This is a genomic window from Peribacillus sp. (assembly GCF_059453735.1).
On sequence record NZ_JAZVJO010000152.1, the window covers coordinates 1 to 15554 of the forward strand.

Here is a 15554-nt window from a genome sequence, read left to right on the forward strand (position 1 = left end):
TGTTTGAGATCCCCAATGATCCGCGGATTTTGGTAGAAGAACCTAAAATGGCGACCTATATGAGGGTATCAACCGAAATTACCCGCTTGTTTCACCGGTATGTTCCAATGGAAGCCATTCATGTCTACAGTGTAGATGAAAGCTTTATTCGAGTTGACGGAGCCACTTCGCTATGGGGAGATGCTCGTACGATTGCTGTGAAGATTAAAGATGAAATTGAACGGGAATTTCAACTTTCTTGTGCAATTGGCATTGGGCCGAATATGTTATTGGCAAAGCTATGTCTAGATTTGGATGCTAAGCATACAGGGATTGCGGAATGGACGTACGAGGATGTACCGTCAAAGCTTTGGCCTGTTTCGCCCCTTAATAAAATGTGGGGGATTGGCAGCAGGCTCCAGAAAACCCTAAACGGAATGGGAATCTTCACGGTCAAACAACTTGCACACTATAGCCTGGAAATGCTTGAAAAAAAATTCGGCGTCATGGGAAATCAACTTTATTACCATGCTTGGGGAATTGATCTCTCAGAAATAGGAGCGCCTATTATGGAAGGGCAGGTCAGTTTTGGCAAGAGTCAAATTTTACTGCGGGATTATAAGGAAGAGAAGGAAATCAAACAGGTGATTCTCGAAATATGCGAGGAAGTGGCGAGACGAGCACGTACACACTCAAAAGCCGGGCGAACGATTAGTCTTGGTATTGGGTATAGTCAAGATGAATTCGGCGGCGGTTTTCAGCGCTCGAGATCCATTGACGATCCGACAAATATCACCATGGATTTATATAGGGTCTGCCTGCAGCTGTTTAAAGAAAATTACTGTGGTAAAACGGTACGGAGTATTGCAGTTACGCTTTCTAGTATCGTTGATGATAATGAAATGCAGCTTAGTTTATTTGATAAATCGCGCTGGAAAAAACGTGAACTAGGCTATACGGTTGACCGAATTCGTACGAGATATGGCTCAAAAGCGTTACTGCGGGCTGTCTCATATACAGATGCAGGAACGGCTGTATACCGAAGTAAACTGCTCGGCGGACATAAGGCATAAATTAAGGAGGATACACCATGCTGAAAGATCGTGGACGAATGAAATGGACAGCAATGATGCTGCCAGAACACGTTACAATGCTCCGGGAATGGGCGCATGAAGACTCCTATGAAAGTGAACGGCTGCTTGACGAACAACAGCTCGAAGAAATGAATATGACAATGGGAGAAGCAATGGAAACGGGAAAGACCGTGACCATTACGTATTATGAGCAGCGGCGTTATCAGCTGCTGATCGGTACTATCCACTACTATAATGAAACACAGCAAAAACTGCATGTCATTGATCGTTTTGAGCAGCCCCACTACATTGCCCTCAACAGAATGGTTGATATTCGGTTTACAGATTAACTGAAGCAGGCTGAAAAGTTAACAGTGAGGAATACTTCCTTTATACTTAAGAAATTACAGGAGGTATTCATATGAAAATAGAGTGGACAGAATCAGCTATTGAAAAGATAACAGAGAAGATTGCCGATAGAGAAGGTTATCTTCTATTGAAATATGATACAGAGGGTAACGGATGTGTAATGAACGGAGTAACAGCATTATGGCTCATGGATGAACTTGATGAAAAGGAAGACGTTGAAATCTCAACAAATCTTATGCCAGTGTATGTTGAAAAATCCAAGATGATATTTATGGATGACGAGTTGAAAATTGATTTCGTACCATCAGTTAATAGCTTTCAGCTTAAAAGCCCTAATCAAATGTTGAATCCGCGGTTAAGTTTTATGAATCGTAAAAAATAACGTAATAGAGCGCCGGCCAAGAATTAGGCACGGCGCTTTATTACAATACATACTGATCAATAAATTGCGAAACAACTTTTTCGTATTCCTCCGTGTTTTCAATATAGGACTGGGCATGTGCTCCACGGGGAGCGAGGTAGAGCTGCTTAGGTCCTAGCTTTAGCTCGTACAATTCTTTTGTCATGGATGGTGGAATAAAGGTATCCGGTTCGCTGTGAATAAAGAGAACGGGCTTTTTTATCTTTTGGATATGCTGTTGCGGTGAGACTTCACTAGTCCAGTAGCCGTCACGCAGCCGGATGAAGAATCGGCCGATAGGAAGAACGGTCCTGTTTGGAAACGGGATTTTTTCTTGAAGCTGATAGGTCAACAATTCTTCGAAATCGGAGAATGGACAGTCGGCAATGTAAAAATCGGCGCTGTCTTCAATCATTCCTGCGTAAAGCAGCATGCTGACGGCACCCATTGATTCTCCATGTATGCCAAGGATAAGATGATCTCCTTTTTGTTTCTTCAGTTCATCAATAATCGCTTTAAGATCATCTTTCTCATAATGACCATAGGAGCTAGTCTTTCCGCCTGACTCTCCATGACGGCGATGGTCATAAATGACCGCATTGAATCCTAATTTTAGAAAAAGGTTCATATATTTAATGGAATTGGTTTTGTTTTCAGTCACTCCGTGGCAAATAATGACCCATTTATTATGTTGATAGGGTTCTACAAAAATGGCTTTAACCGTATAGCCTGCTGGAGAAAAGATAAGGTGCTCTGTTTGCGGCAACCTTGTAAAAGCAGCAAGATCAAGTCTCTTTGCCGTGATTTCACGGTTTTTAATAAAGTCATCTTCCTTTTTCTTCATGTACATAATTTGATTTGAAAAATAAACACCAATACCGACTGTATAAGCAGCAGTAAGGCCAGCAGCTGCTATCCACCAATTCTTCATGAGGATCCTCCTGAAAAAAGTTATTTTACCTTATCCTACCATCTGAGAATGGAAACTCCAAATCGGGAAAAAGTGGTGAATCGTCTCACTGTTGCCATGATATAATAGAAGGATAGAAGGCAAGGAGGGGCAAAATATGAAGAAAAAGCAACAACGGATGCCACAAAAAAAACAGGAAGATACGTCTCCGAAACTCGGTGATATGATTAATTCAGATATCCTAGCAAAACTTCGTGAAACACAAAAAGAACTATCGCAGGCAGAACAAGTAAAAAAAGAAGCTGAAGAAGAAAAAAAACGGGAAGAGCGTAGATTACGCGAAAAAAACAAATCGTTTGAAGAGCTGCTTGGAGAGAGTAATTTAGACTGGAAAAAATATAAGTAATCCTAAGATTGTAGAGAATTTTCTCTGCAATTTTTTTGTGGGGGGAAGTATATTTATGAGCCCCCCCCTTTTTAAGCAACCTTGGGAGCGGTTATGTGTGGAACCGGCTAGGTTGTGTGCGCTTCGGACTTTTTTGGGGCGAAGGGAAATATCGTGGTGAACGTAAGGGTAAGTCACTGTTAAAATAAGGCTGTCGAGGTTTCTCGACAGCCTGAGTGTGGTTCGAACATGTGTATTAGTCCCTGTGTGAGGTATAGACGTTTTCCTTCGTTAGCTTTTTAAGAGCAGCAAGTTCTTCCTCCGTAAGTGGAAGGCTGCGGACAGCTTGGCAGTTTTCGCGAAGCTGTTCAACGGAGCTGGCTCCAGCAACTACGGTTGCGACCGATGGATGGGCAAGTACATATTGCAGGGCGGTTTCCGTAAGCGGCCGCGGCAGAGTTTCTTGAATAGTAGGAAGCAAGGCAGCCAATTCTTCATAGCTGTAATCAAGATAGCCCTTTTCTTTGACGTTGTTGGATGCTTTCGTCAGCATTTTTTTGCTGAGAAGACCTTTAGCAACTGGGCCTCTGGCAATAAGGCTGATTTGGTTCTCTTCAAGCAGGTGCTGCCATTCCTCTGGACGGCGATCAAGGAGACTATACTGCATCATGACCGCTTGAATTGCAGAGTCAGCCGCATATTTCTTGATCACATTGGGACGAATGGAAGAGATTCCGTAATAGCGAATCAAGCCTTCTTTTTTTAATTCCTCAAAAGCCGAAATACTTTCTTCTATATTATCTTCAATCATTCCGCCATGAAGCTGGTAAAAATCGATATAATCTGTACCGAGACGGCTTAAGCTGTCCTTTACGGCACTTTTGATGTAAGCAGCTGAGGCATCCCATTTCACATTATCATGTGCTTCATTCCAGCGATTTCCAACCTTCGTGGCAATGATCACTTCGTCTCGAACGTGTTTCAAAGCCTGACCTACGATTTTTTCATTGACGCCAAAGTCATAAAGATCGGCCGTGTCAAAATAGTTAATGCCTTCTTCGAGAGCAGCAGAGATAATCGTTTCCGCATGTGCAGCGTCCTTACCAAGAGACATACAGCCGAGTCCAATTTCTGATACTTGGAGACTTGAATTTCCTAACTGACGTTTTTTCACAAACACTCACTCCTTTAGCATGTATATATACGTTCATTGTAAAGGAGTTTAGGAATACACTCAAAGAATTTGCCGTATATAAAGAAGTTAAATCGTGAATTTTACTTATATTCAGAAAAATACAGAACAATCTATCAATAATAGTGCATTGATAGGAATGGAGAAGATAGATAAGATAAAAATAATTAGGGAAAGGAGATTAGAAATGAAAAAATTAATCATGTTAATCGTATTCAGCCTCTTATTTACCTTCTCACCGCTTGTACCAACTGCAGGTGCAGAAACAAATCCTTCAGGGAAAGGAAAAGAGACTATCCCAGTGAATATTATGTCTTATAATATTCACCATGGAGTAGGAACAGATAGTCAGCTTGACTTAGGGCGAATTGCCAATGTGATCAAAGAGAATGGGGCAGAAATCATCGGCTTACAGGAAGTTGATAAACATTATGGTGCTCGAAGTAACTTTGAGGATCAAACAAAAAAAATCGCGAAATTACTGGGCTACAATCACTATGTATATGGAGCGAATTTGAATTTGGAACCGAATAGTGGGGATACCAAGCGAAGAGAATATGGGACAGCTATCATAAGTAAATACCCAATTATTAAATCAAGAAATACGTTTCTCACTAGTGTAGGTGAACAGCGCGGACTGCTGCATGCGACAGTCAATGTTAAAGGCTATCATGTTCAAGTCTACAATACACATTTAGGCTTAGATGAAGCGAGCAGAACCACCCAGATTAAAGAGATTATCACAGAGAGCAATAAGTTTGAAGGACCATCCGTTTTAATGGGAGATTTTAATACAACACCTGAAACAGCTGAAATCCAGAAGCTTTTAACTGGGTCTAAATTTATCGACAGTTTTTCTGGAATAGAAGCACCCTATACGTTTCCAGTCCCAAACCCGATTAAGCAAATTGACTATATTTTCACCAGTGATTTTATAAACATTGCGAATCAACGAGTATTATTCACAGAAGCCTCCGATCACCTGCCAATTATTACAACAATTAAATTGAGTAAAGTTAAAACGGTTTCCTACCAAGGAACCGTTTTTTACTTATTTTGGATGATATAATTAGTAGAACGTCATAGAAAAGGTGATATCCATGTATGCAAAATTTATGAATCTATCCTTTCAAACGCGGTTAATGATTTTTTTTATTATTTCAGCTTTCGTTCCTCTTATTGTATTAGGTGTGTTCACCTACCAAAAGTCTTCTGAACTTTCTAAAGAAAAAGTCAGCCCCTTGCCTGTTGATGGCTCCTTTAGCAGTTGTCCTGCACTAAGTACCACTTCATTTGTATCAACTTTCCGTATTGTGTAATTCGAACAAAGCTTAGGTAAACAGGGCTTTGATTTATCCTCTGAGGATGAAATGAGATGGAATCAAGTTACTGATGAATGAAGAGGTGATATTTATGAGAATACTAGTGAACTTTAGCGAAGGTAAATTAGGGAATCCTGAGAAATGTGAAGATTTATCTTTTTGTAATGACGATTTTGCCATGGTAGTGGACGGTGCAACAAATGTAACAAGAAAATTGATTCAAGGAAAAGCACCGGGCCGATTTGCCGCCGAAATCATTAAAGAAACAGTTAGTACCCTGCCACCACAAACGAATCTTGAGCGGATGCTGGAGGCAATTAATAAAAATATGCAGCAAGCTTATAATGAATATGACCTGATTCAAGAAATTGAAAAAGAGAGATGGATGGCTCCGTCCGCAAGCTTAATTGTTTATAGCAGTTTTTATCATGAAGTCTGGCAAATCGGTGATTGCCAATTATTGATGAATGGCAATCTATTTAAAAATGAAAAGGAAATTGACAGCATTAGTGCAAATGCTAGATCCATGTACTTGGAAGCAGAAATAAAGAAGGGGAAAACGATAGAAGAGCTGCTAATCCGTGATACAGGATGGGAATATATTCAGCCGCTTATTCAACAACAATATTATTTGCAAAATGATTCAGCTAATCAGTATGGATTTGCAGTCGTAAATGGGTATTCCATTGATCCATCGGCTGTAAAAGTGATAAACGTACCCGCTGAAACAGAAGAACTCATTTTAGCTTCAGATGGATACCCCCTGCTAACATCTACGCTTGAGGAAACGGAAGAGTGTTTACGAAAAATACTACAAGAAGATCCCTTGTGTTTTAGGCAGTATAAATCGTCGAAGGGACTGATCAAAGGGAATCGGTCCTTTGATGATCGACTTTATTTGAAAATACAGATAAGGTGAAAAAAGACAGCCGTTGATTCGCTGTCTTTTTCTTTGAGTTATTTTTCCTTGTTTGAATGAATTGCGGATATCCAGTCATGGACATAGTAATAATGTTTCTGATATTCCTTCAGCTTTTGCTGTACTTCCCAACACTTTCCCGACAGGACAATGCTTTTTTCTAAGACATACACCTTCATAAACAGGTACCTCCTAGTCCTAATGTGATAAAATGTATGGAAAAATATCTATTTTTAGAACAAGGAGTGGCTAAAATGAAGAAGTTTGAAGAAAAAACATTGTCGAGTGAAACGCTTTTTAAGGGGAGGGTGATTAGTCTTCAGGTTGATGAAGTGCAATTGCCAAACGGAAAAACAGGTAAACGGGAAATTATTAAGCACCCCGGAGCAGTTGCAGTCATTGCGATTACTGATGAAGGCAAAATGATTATGGTTGAGCAATATCGAAAGGCGATGGAGAGGAGTCTCGTTGAGATCCCTGCAGGGAAATTGGAACCGGGAGAGGAACCGCTGCGGAGTGCTGAAAGAGAATTAGAGGAAGAAACTGGGTATGAAAGCGCTGAAATGAAGCATTTGATCTCTTTCTATACATCACCAGGTTTTGCTGATGAATTGGTTCATTTGTTTGTAGCAACTGGTTTAACAAAAAAGGAAAATCCGGCGGACTGTGATGAGGATGAATTTGTTGAAGTAATTGAGCTTACGGTTGAAGAAGCTCAGCAGTTTATTGAGGAAGGAAAAATTGCAGATGCGAAAACCGCTTATGCTGTGCAGTATTTACAGTTGAAAAATGCGTTAGAACACTAAAATGATGAAGGACTATTATGTCGATCTTCATATTCATATCGGCAGGACACATCTGGGGAGAGCGGTGAAAATTACAGGAGCCCGTTCACTGACACTCCGGAATGTTTTAAAAATGGCTAGTGAACGTAAGGGTCTCGATATGGTAGGGGTTATTGACTGCCATTCTCCGGAAGTAATTGAAGAACTAGAGCTGCTCATTGATAAAGAAGAGATGGTAGAGCTTGAAGAGGGCGGGTTAAAATTTGGACAGACGGTATTGATTCTTGGTTCAGAGATAGAGATCTATGACCAGTACTGCCAAGGTCCAATTCATGTTCTTGTATATATGCCTACATTAGACGCAATGAAGGAATTATCCGCTTGGATGAGGAACTATATGAAAAATATCCATTTGAGTTCACAGCGGATTTATTGTGAGGGCATCATGCTGCAGGAAAAAACAAAAGAGCTAGGCGGACTGTTCATTCCAGCACATGTATTTACCCCATTTAAAAGTTTATATGGGAAAGGTGTCGAATTCAGCCTGACTGAAGTATTTAATCCGAACCTAATTGATGGGATTGAATTAGGATTAAGTTCTGATACGACTATGGCCCGGGAAATTAATGAGCTGGATCCCTACGTTTTTCTAACGAATTCTGATGCACATTCACTTGCGAAAATTGCCAGAGAATATCAAAAGATGGAGTTGAAGCAACCGAGCTTTTTTGAATTAGAAAAGGCCTTAAAGGAAATAGAGGGAAGGAAAATTGCTGTCAATTACGGGCTGAATCCTGAACTGGGAAAATACCATCAAACGGTTTGCCGTAAATGCTTGCAGCCGGGAGCTGTGGGTTCACTTTGTTCAGCCTGTGGAAGTAAAAGCATTATTAATGGTGTGGCAAATCGGATAAAAGAAATCGCGGGCTTATCAGTGGAAAAATCACATCGAAATCGCCCAGCTTATGTCCATCAAGTACCCCTTGATTTTATTCCAGGACTCGGTCCAAAAACGTTCGAACGTCTGCTTGGGGTATTCGGTACGGAAATGAATATTCTTCATGAAGTTACGGTAAATCAGTTACAGCAAGTCGTTTCAGAAAAAACAGCCGTTTTTATCGATCTCGCCAGAAAGGGACTTTTGACCTTTACAGCCGGGGGCGGAGGTAAATATGGGAAAATCAAATCAACATAAATATGAAGTGCGAATGCTTGGCTGTCGACTAATACTCGACAGCCTTTTTACAATGTTTAATTGCCTGCGGTTGTTTTCGCAAATATACATGTATCACGAACGGATCCATCCACACTTAGACTGTCAGAGCGGAGGATACCTTCAAGGGTATAACCTAGTTTCTCAGGGATCCGGCGACTTTCTGTGTTTTTTGAATCGCAGCGGATTTCGATTCGTTTGGCGCCTAACTGTTCAAAAGCAAAATCGGTCAGTGCCTTTGTAGATTCTGTGATATAGCCCTGCTTGCTGTATTGAGTGTCAATCCAATAGCCTATTTCAAATTTAGGGATGTCCCAATTGATACGGTGAAGACCTGTTGATCCGATAAATACATCATCTTCTTTGCGAAAGATAAGGAAGCGCAAATCTTTGCGCAGGATAAAATCCGCTTGTGACTGAATAAGATTCTCCGCAGTTTCTTCAACGGTCGCTACGGTTTTGGCAAATGCCAGCCATTGCATTAATTCTTGCTGTGATGCTTGGATTGCCGCATTGACCGCTTGGCTGTCCTCCCGTCGGCATGGACGAAGATAGATTCGTTCCGCTTCAATTACTTCTGGAAATTCTTTCAAAATGGCATTCATCTATATACCTCTCTTTTAACTAAATAGTATGAATATTATAACATAGAGAAAGGTAGGGATGAACAGAAATCGCTTCCTAGAAAAGTTCACTGTCATAAAGAAAAGGATTCTACATACTATTTAGTAAGCAATCAATGGGAGGAAGATAAATGAAGAAAAAAACTGCAGCCAAATTCGCCGTAAAACACGTAACCGATCATTCCTCACTTTATCTGTTCATTACCGTCCTCTTTTTAATGGGGGTAATCTTTGGAGCAATTCTAGTGAATAGTCTTAGTTTTACTCAAAAAGAAGATTTGTTTTATTATTTATCTCAATTTTTCGGACAAGTTTCGGAGAACAATATGGCCAGCAGCCAAGATATGTTCGTACAAAGTGCGGCTCATAATATAAAGTATATAGCCGTAATCTGGATTCTAGGTATTTCAGTCATTGGGCTGCCGGTTATCCTGATCCTTTTATTCTTAAAGGGAGTGGTGGTCGGATTTACGGTCGGATTTCTAGTGAATCAAATGGGCTGGAGCGGATTTTTGTTGTCATTCGTTTCGATTCTGCCTCAAAACATCTTGATTGTTCCTGTCTTTATTGTTATTGCTGCAATGGCTGTTTCCTTATCAATAAAAATGATTCGCCGAATTTTTTTGAAGCAGTCTAGGGAACCACTAAAACCGTTTGTTTACCGCTACCTGTATTCTTTTATTACCGCTGTTTTATTTTTGGTTGCTGCTGGAGCGGTAGAAGCTTATCTGTCACCTCCGCTTATGAAAAGTGTTGTTAGTTTCCTAAGTAAATAAGAGAAGTCGGTGTTGTAAAAAAAAATCGATGAACTCTAATTGTATTTTGACACTTTTCCCTCTTTTGATATAATGGTAAGGATAGCGGCGCGGGAGGGAAATACAATGGAAAATAGAATTGAGAGAATTAAAAAGCAGTTGCACTCGTCCAGTTATAAACTAACACCCCAGCGAGAAGCGACCGTCCGCGTCTTACTTGAACACGAAGAGGATCATTTAAGCGCTGAAGACGTTTACCTCTTGGTCAAAGAAAAGTCGCCGGAGATTGGTTTAGCAACTGTATACCGGACTTTAGAACTGTTAACTGAATTGAAAATTGTTGATAAAATTAACTTTGGTGATGGAGTATCCCGTTATGATTTAAGACAAGAAGGAGCGGCTCATTTTCACCACCATCTTGTTTGTGTTGAGTGTGGCGCAGTCGATGAAATTCAAGACGATTTACTTGAAGATGTTGAAGCAATTGTTGAACGTGATTGGAACTTCAAGATAAAAGATCATAGATTAACCTTTCATGGCATTTGCCATAGATGTCACGATAAACCAGATATCGAATCAGAATCGGATACTGAATAATACACTTGACCTTTTCCCCGTGGAGAAGGTTTTTGTTTTTTATTAAGCTAATAAGAGAGAGGTTTCATTTTTCTTCATGTATAAACTTGGACCAATCGGGCATAGATTGTAGAAAAGAGTTTATAAGGGGATGTAGGGATGAAAACCTCGGTTAATTTATTTTTTCAAATTATGAAGGTTTTGTTACTTTTTGTGTGCTTTACTGTTCTTTTTTATTTAGGAATGGTATGGTTAAATCAGGAATATGAAGGGTACCAGCGTTATAGCGAACCTAAAGGTGCAGCGATAAAAGTGATGAAGGCTGGGGACTCTGAAGAAGAAACCTGGCTGAGCAGATTGATGCTGCTTTATTTAGACGGGGAGTAATGTATATGATAGATCATATAAGAGATTTTATCCACTTTTTAACAGTTGAGAAGGGCTTGGCAAAAAACACGCTCATCTCATATGAGCGGGATTTAAAATCATATTTAGCTTATATGAAGAATGTTGAACAGCTGAATACCTGGAATGAAGTCCGTCGGGTTTCAATTATTCAATTCTTAGCAAGATTAAAGGATCAGGGGAAATCACCAAAGACACTGGCTCGTCACATTGCTTCATTGCGGTCTTTTCATCAGTTTCTTATACGTGAAAAGATTACTGAGCAAGATCCTACCATACATATAGAATCACCTAAACAGGAAAGAAGTCTTCCAAAAGTTCTTAGTTTGGAAGAAGTGGAAGCCTTGCTCGAAGCTCCGAAACTTACGAATGAATTTGGATTTAGGGATAAAGCGATGCTTGAACTCCTTTATGCCACAGGCATGCGTGTGAGTGAATTAATCAATTTAGATATGAGTGATATTCATGCGACAATGGGATTTGTCCGTTGTATAGGTAAGGGAAATAAAGAACGGATTATTCCGATTGGTCATACAGCACTTGAAGCGATTGAGGAATATTTACTAAATGGACGACTTAAGTTACAAAGTGAGCATAAAACAGATTCCCTTTTCTTAAATCATCATGGAAATCGGTTAACGAGACAAGGATTCTGGAAAATTCTTAAGAAACTTTCTAAGGATGCTCGGATAGAGAAAGAGTTGACTCCGCATACCTTGCGTCATTCTTTTGCTACTCATTTGTTAACCAATGGTGCCGATCTACGCGCCGTACAGGAAATGTTAGGTCATGCTGATATCTCAACAACTCAAATTTATACCCATGTTACCAATGTCCGATTAAAGGATGTGTACAAGAAGTTTCATCCTCGTGCCTGATAGGATGATAGTTTAGAAGGAATAGAAAGAAATAAAATATTTGTTTCTATTTCTTTTAATGGATAGGAGATAATCATTGAAGAACCAATCGAAACCGTTTACAATAAAGATGTCAGACTTCCGACATCAAAAATCGGTTGAAAGTTTTTTAAGGTTAATTCACCTGTGATAAGGGGAATATGAATTCTATAAGTTGTTTTATTAACTAGTATAATTGGGAGGTCAATTAATCAATGAGAGAAGACAAAGCGTTTAAGCGTATATTTGTAATCGTAATGGATTCAGTAGGAATTGGCGAGGCTCCAGATGCAGAAGATTTTGGAGATAAGGGCTCTGATACATTAGGGCATATTGCGGAGAGAATGAATGGGTTGAAGATGCCGAATTTAGGCAAGCTTGGCTTAAGTAATATCCGTCAAATTAAAGGAATAGAAAAAGCGGTTGCTCCGCAAGCTTATTTCACCAAAATGAAGGAAGCCTCTAATGGAAAAGATACGATGACTGGCCATTGGGAAATCATGGGCCTTAATATCAGTACACCGTTTCAAGTATTTCCAGATGGCTTTCCAGAATTATTGATTCATGAGCTTGAAGCAAAAACAGGTCGTCCGGTTATTGGAAATAAACCTGCGAGTGGCACAGAAATTCTTGATGAACTGGGTGCTGAACATCTGAAAACGGGAGCGCTGATTGTCTATACGTCGGCCGATTCTGTATTACAGATTGCTGCGCATGAGGAAGTAGTCCCATTAGATGAACTATATAAAATTTGTGAAATAGCTCGTGAACTTACTATGCAGGATCAATTTAAAGTGGGACGGGTTATTGCTAGACCATTCCTTGGTGAACCAGGTAATTTCAAACGGACATCAAATCGTCACGACTACGCCTTGAAACCATTCAACCGTACGGTCATGGATGAATTAAAAGACAGTGGGTTTGATGTATTAGCGATTGGAAAAATTTCGGATATTTTTGACGGCGAAGGTGTAACTGAATCGCTGAGAACCGTTTCTAATATGGATGGTATGGACAAATTATTACAGACCATTGATCAGGACTTCACTGGCTTAAGTTTCTTGAATTTAGTTGATTTCGATGCGTTATTTGGACATCGCCGCGATCCAGAAGGTTATGGTAAAGCACTAGAGGAATTCGATGAGAGAATGGCCGAAGTGATTGAAAAAGTAACCGAAGATGACTTAGTCATCATCACTGCCGATCACGGGAACGATCCAGTCCACGCAGGAACAGATCATACAAGAGAGTACGTTCCATTACTTATGTACTCAAAACGTTTTGAACAAGGACAAGAATTGCCGATCAGAGATACCTTTGCAGATATCGGTGCGACGGTTGCGGCTAACTTCAATGTGAAGATGCCTGTATACGGTAAGAATATTTTAACTGATCTTAAATAAGGAGTGGTTTCCATGTATGAAAATCTTGAAAAAGCTGCATCCTTTATACGGAGCAAAATCAAGGGAACACCAGAAATTGGCTTGATTTTAGGGTCGGGACTCGGTGTATTAGCAGACGATATAGAAAATCCAGTTGTCCTAGCTTATGAAGAGATTCCTGAGTTTCCGGTATCAACTGTTTCAGGACATGCCGGTAAACTAATTATTGGTGAGCTAAGCGGGAAAAAAGTTGTAGCGATGCAGGGCCGTTTTCATTTCTATGAAGGCTACAATATGGATATGGTTACCTTCCCAGTTCGGGTTATGAAGCTGCTCGGCGTGGAAAAGTTAGTCGTTACGAATGCTGCCGGCGGTGTAAATGAAGCATTTAAACCGGGAGATTTAATGATTATTACGGATCATATTAACAATATGGGAACGAATCCGCTAATCGGCGCCAACGATGAACGATTTGGACCACGATTCCCGGATATGTCAGAGGCTTACAGTAAATCGCTGCGTAAGAAAGCGAAAGAAGTAGCTGCTGATCTTGAACTAAATATAAAAGAAGGCGTGTATGTCGGTAACACGGGGCCAACCTATGAAACCCCTGCCGAAATTCGCTTTGCGCGTGTAATCGGCGGAGATGCAGTTGGTATGTCCACTGTACCTGAAGTAATTGTAGCTGGACATTGTGGTATGGAGGTATTAGGGATTTCCTGTATCACAAATATGGCTGCAGGAATCCTAGATCAACCGTTGTCACACGAAGAAGTGATTGAAACGACTGAACTAGTAAAAGCAAGTTTCAAAAGCTTTATTAAACAAATTGTAGAAAAGATTTAAGTCCTTTCAAAATCAGACATACAAATTTAAAGAAAAAGTGGTGGCTTACTAATGAGAATGGTAGACTTAATAGCAAAAAAACGTGATGGATATGTATTAACTAAAGAAGAAATTCAATTTATTATTGATGGTTTCACTGAAGGAACAATTCCAGATTATCAAATGAGTGCTCTTTCAATGGCTATTTATTTTAAAGGAATGAATGAACAAGAACGTGCAGACTTAACAATGGCGATGGTTAATTCTGGAGATACCATTGATTTAACAGCAATTGAAGGTATTAAGGTAGATAAACATAGTACAGGCGGAGTTGGTGATACAACAACGTTAGTACTTGGACCGTTGGTAGCAGCAGTTGGTGTACCGGTAGCTAAAATGTCTGGCCGTGGACTTGGGCATACGGGTGGTACAATTGATAAGCTTGAATCAGTTGAAGGTTTCCACGTTGAAATTGAAAATGATGAATTCATTCGTCTAGTAAACAAAAATAAACTAGCTGTAATTGGTCAAAGTGGCAACTTAACTCCAGCTGATAAGAAACTTTATGCATTACGCGATGTTACTGCAACAGTTGATAGTATCGCTTTGATTTCAAGCTCAATCATGAGTAAGAAAATTGCCGCTGGTGCGGATGCAATTGTTCTTGATGTTAAAACAGGAGCAGGAGCATTTATGAAAACGATTGATGATTCAGTAGCACTAGCAAAAGCGATGGTGAGCATTGGTAACAATGTCGGTCGTCAAACAATGGCAATTATCTCTGATATGAGCCAACCGCTTGGATTTGCTATCGGAAACGCGCTAGAAGTGAAAGAAGCGATTGATACTCTAAAAGGCGAAGGTCCAGAAGATTTAACTGAACTATCACTAACGCTTGGAAGCAACATGGTTTATCTGGCTAAAAAAGCGGATTCATTAGAAGAAGCACGTGCGATGCTTGAAAAAGCTATTGCAGATGGAAGTGCACTTGAATCATTCAAAGTCTTCCTTGCAGCACAAGGCGGCGATGCATCTGTAGTAGATCGTCCGGAAGAACTTCCTCAAGCAAAATATACATTTGAGCTGGAAGCGAAGGAAGATGGATATGTTTCTGAAATCGTTGCTGACGAAGTAGGTACAGCTGCAATGATTCTTGGTGCAGGACGCGCTACGAAAGATTCCGTTATTGACTTGGCAGCAGGTTTGATGTTACGTAAAAAAATTGGTGATCAAGTTAAAAAAGGTGATTCACTTGTAACGATTTACAGTAACTTTGAAGATGTGTCGGCAGTAAAAGAGAAATTATATGAAAACATTATCCTTTCAAGTGAGAAAGTTGAAAAACCTGTATTGATTCATCAATCAATTACTGAATAAGATTATGTATAGCCAATTTCCTAAGATAGGATGTTTCATTCTATCTTTGGGAAATTGGCTTTTTTTATTTGCTTAAAACGCCGTTGCTGTTTCATCTCTAAACTTAGGAACTCAGGCTTTAAAAGGGAAAGGCAATATTCCAATTTTATTGTATAAAAATGGGTTTAT

The 15554-nt window shown here is 39.9% G+C and carries 19 protein-coding genes; 15 read left to right on the plus strand and 4 right to left on the minus strand.

The window, feature by feature from the left end:
- The 3 genes from AC52RT_RS05200 to AC52RT_RS05210 form a co-directional block, all read left to right on the plus strand.
- Nucleotides 1–1052 (plus strand): DinB/UmuC family translesion DNA polymerase (locus AC52RT_RS05200; RefSeq protein ID WP_495539768.1); only part of this gene is annotated, 1052 nt, incomplete at its 5' end.
- Nucleotides 1053–1069: 17 nt separating this feature from the next.
- The gene (locus AC52RT_RS05205) at nucleotides 1070–1402 is read left to right on the plus strand and encodes a YolD-like family protein (protein WP_495539769.1); all 333 of its coding nucleotides are present in this window, start codon (nucleotides 1070–1072) and stop codon (nucleotides 1400–1402) included.
- 71 nt (nucleotides 1403–1473) lie between these two features.
- Nucleotides 1474–1803, plus strand: coding sequence for an iron-sulfur cluster biosynthesis family protein (locus AC52RT_RS05210; protein WP_495539770.1), 330 nt, complete (start codon nucleotides 1474–1476; stop codon nucleotides 1801–1803).
- Nucleotides 1804–1843: 40 nt separating this feature from the next.
- On the opposite strand, the gene AC52RT_RS05215 is transcribed toward AC52RT_RS05210, so the two are convergent.
- A complete protein-coding gene (locus AC52RT_RS05215) occupies nucleotides 1844–2752 on the minus strand; it encodes an alpha/beta hydrolase (RefSeq protein WP_495539771.1) in 909 nt (302 codons plus the stop codon).
- A 136-nt stretch (nucleotides 2753–2888) separates the two neighbouring features.
- Between AC52RT_RS05215 and AC52RT_RS05220 the strand changes: the two genes are divergently transcribed.
- Nucleotides 2889–3137: a YqkE family protein gene (locus AC52RT_RS05220; RefSeq protein WP_040375022.1), complete on the plus strand. Its 249-nt coding sequence runs from the start codon at nucleotides 2889–2891 to the stop codon at nucleotides 3135–3137.
- Nucleotides 3138–3372: 235 nt separating this feature from the next.
- Here the strand turns inward: AC52RT_RS05220 and AC52RT_RS05225 are convergent, their stop codons facing one another.
- Nucleotides 3373–4290, minus strand: a complete 918-nt coding sequence (locus AC52RT_RS05225; protein WP_495539772.1) for an aldo/keto reductase — start codon at nucleotides 4288–4290, stop codon at nucleotides 3373–3375.
- 205 nt (nucleotides 4291–4495) lie between these two features.
- Here AC52RT_RS05225 and AC52RT_RS05230 point away from each other — a divergent pair, with 205 nt between their 5' ends.
- A complete protein-coding gene (locus tag AC52RT_RS05230; RefSeq protein WP_495539773.1) occupies nucleotides 4496–5377 on the plus strand; it encodes an endonuclease/exonuclease/phosphatase family protein in 882 nt (293 codons plus the stop codon).
- A gap of 344 nt (nucleotides 5378–5721) precedes the next feature.
- Entirely contained in the window at nucleotides 5722–6549 is an 828-nt protein-coding gene (locus AC52RT_RS05235; protein WP_495539774.1) for a hypothetical protein, read from the plus strand.
- A gap of 38 nt (nucleotides 6550–6587) precedes the next feature.
- On the opposite strand, the gene mciZ is transcribed toward AC52RT_RS05235, so the two are convergent.
- On the minus strand, nucleotides 6588–6728 hold the full coding sequence (mciZ, locus tag AC52RT_RS05240; RefSeq protein ID WP_081704902.1) for a Z-ring formation inhibitor MciZ: 141 nt from the start codon (nucleotides 6726–6728) through the stop codon (nucleotides 6588–6590).
- 75 nt (nucleotides 6729–6803) lie between these two features.
- On the opposite strand from mciZ, the gene AC52RT_RS05245 reads away from it, so the two are divergent.
- A complete protein-coding gene (locus AC52RT_RS05245) occupies nucleotides 6804–7355 on the plus strand; it encodes an NUDIX domain-containing protein (protein WP_495539775.1) in 552 nt (183 codons plus the stop codon).
- A gap of 1 nt (nucleotide 7356) precedes the next feature.
- Nucleotides 7357–8529, plus strand: a complete 1173-nt coding sequence (locus AC52RT_RS05250) for an endonuclease Q family protein (protein ID WP_495539776.1) — start codon at nucleotides 7357–7359, stop codon at nucleotides 8527–8529.
- 56 nt (nucleotides 8530–8585) lie between these two features.
- Here the strand turns inward: AC52RT_RS05250 and AC52RT_RS05255 are convergent, their stop codons facing one another.
- A complete protein-coding gene (locus AC52RT_RS05255; protein ID WP_495539777.1) occupies nucleotides 8586–9152 on the minus strand; it encodes a GNAT family N-acetyltransferase in 567 nt (188 codons plus the stop codon).
- Nucleotides 9153–9301: 149 nt separating this feature from the next.
- On the opposite strand from AC52RT_RS05255, the gene spoIIM reads away from it, so the two are divergent.
- The 7 genes from spoIIM to AC52RT_RS05290 all read left to right on the plus strand — a co-directional run bounded on the left by spoIIM (nucleotide 9302) and on the right by AC52RT_RS05290 (nucleotide 15386).
- Nucleotides 9302–9946, plus strand: a complete 645-nt coding sequence (spoIIM, locus tag AC52RT_RS05260) for a stage II sporulation protein M (RefSeq protein ID WP_495539778.1) — start codon at nucleotides 9302–9304, stop codon at nucleotides 9944–9946.
- A gap of 105 nt (nucleotides 9947–10051) precedes the next feature.
- On the plus strand, nucleotides 10052–10522 hold the full coding sequence (gene fur / locus AC52RT_RS05265) for a ferric iron uptake transcriptional regulator (RefSeq protein ID WP_340846311.1): 471 nt from the start codon (nucleotides 10052–10054) through the stop codon (nucleotides 10520–10522).
- Between the two features lie 171 nt (nucleotides 10523–10693).
- A complete protein-coding gene (locus AC52RT_RS05270; protein WP_495539783.1) occupies nucleotides 10694–10888 on the plus strand; it encodes a YqzK family protein in 195 nt (64 codons plus the stop codon).
- Nucleotides 10889–10893: 5 nt separating this feature from the next.
- On the plus strand, nucleotides 10894–11784 hold the full coding sequence (xerD, locus tag AC52RT_RS05275; RefSeq protein ID WP_495539779.1) for a site-specific tyrosine recombinase XerD: 891 nt from the start codon (nucleotides 10894–10896) through the stop codon (nucleotides 11782–11784).
- Between the two features lie 233 nt (nucleotides 11785–12017).
- A complete protein-coding gene (gene deoB, locus AC52RT_RS05280) occupies nucleotides 12018–13205 on the plus strand; it encodes a phosphopentomutase (protein WP_495539780.1) in 1188 nt (395 codons plus the stop codon).
- Nucleotides 13206–13217: 12 nt separating this feature from the next.
- Nucleotides 13218–14030, plus strand: a complete 813-nt coding sequence (locus tag AC52RT_RS05285; protein ID WP_495539781.1) for a purine-nucleoside phosphorylase — start codon at nucleotides 13218–13220, stop codon at nucleotides 14028–14030.
- Nucleotides 14031–14081: 51 nt separating this feature from the next.
- The gene (locus tag AC52RT_RS05290; RefSeq protein WP_495539782.1) at nucleotides 14082–15386 is read left to right on the plus strand and encodes a pyrimidine-nucleoside phosphorylase; all 1305 of its coding nucleotides are present in this window, start codon (nucleotides 14082–14084) and stop codon (nucleotides 15384–15386) included.
- Nucleotides 15387–15554: the final 168 nt, after the last annotated feature.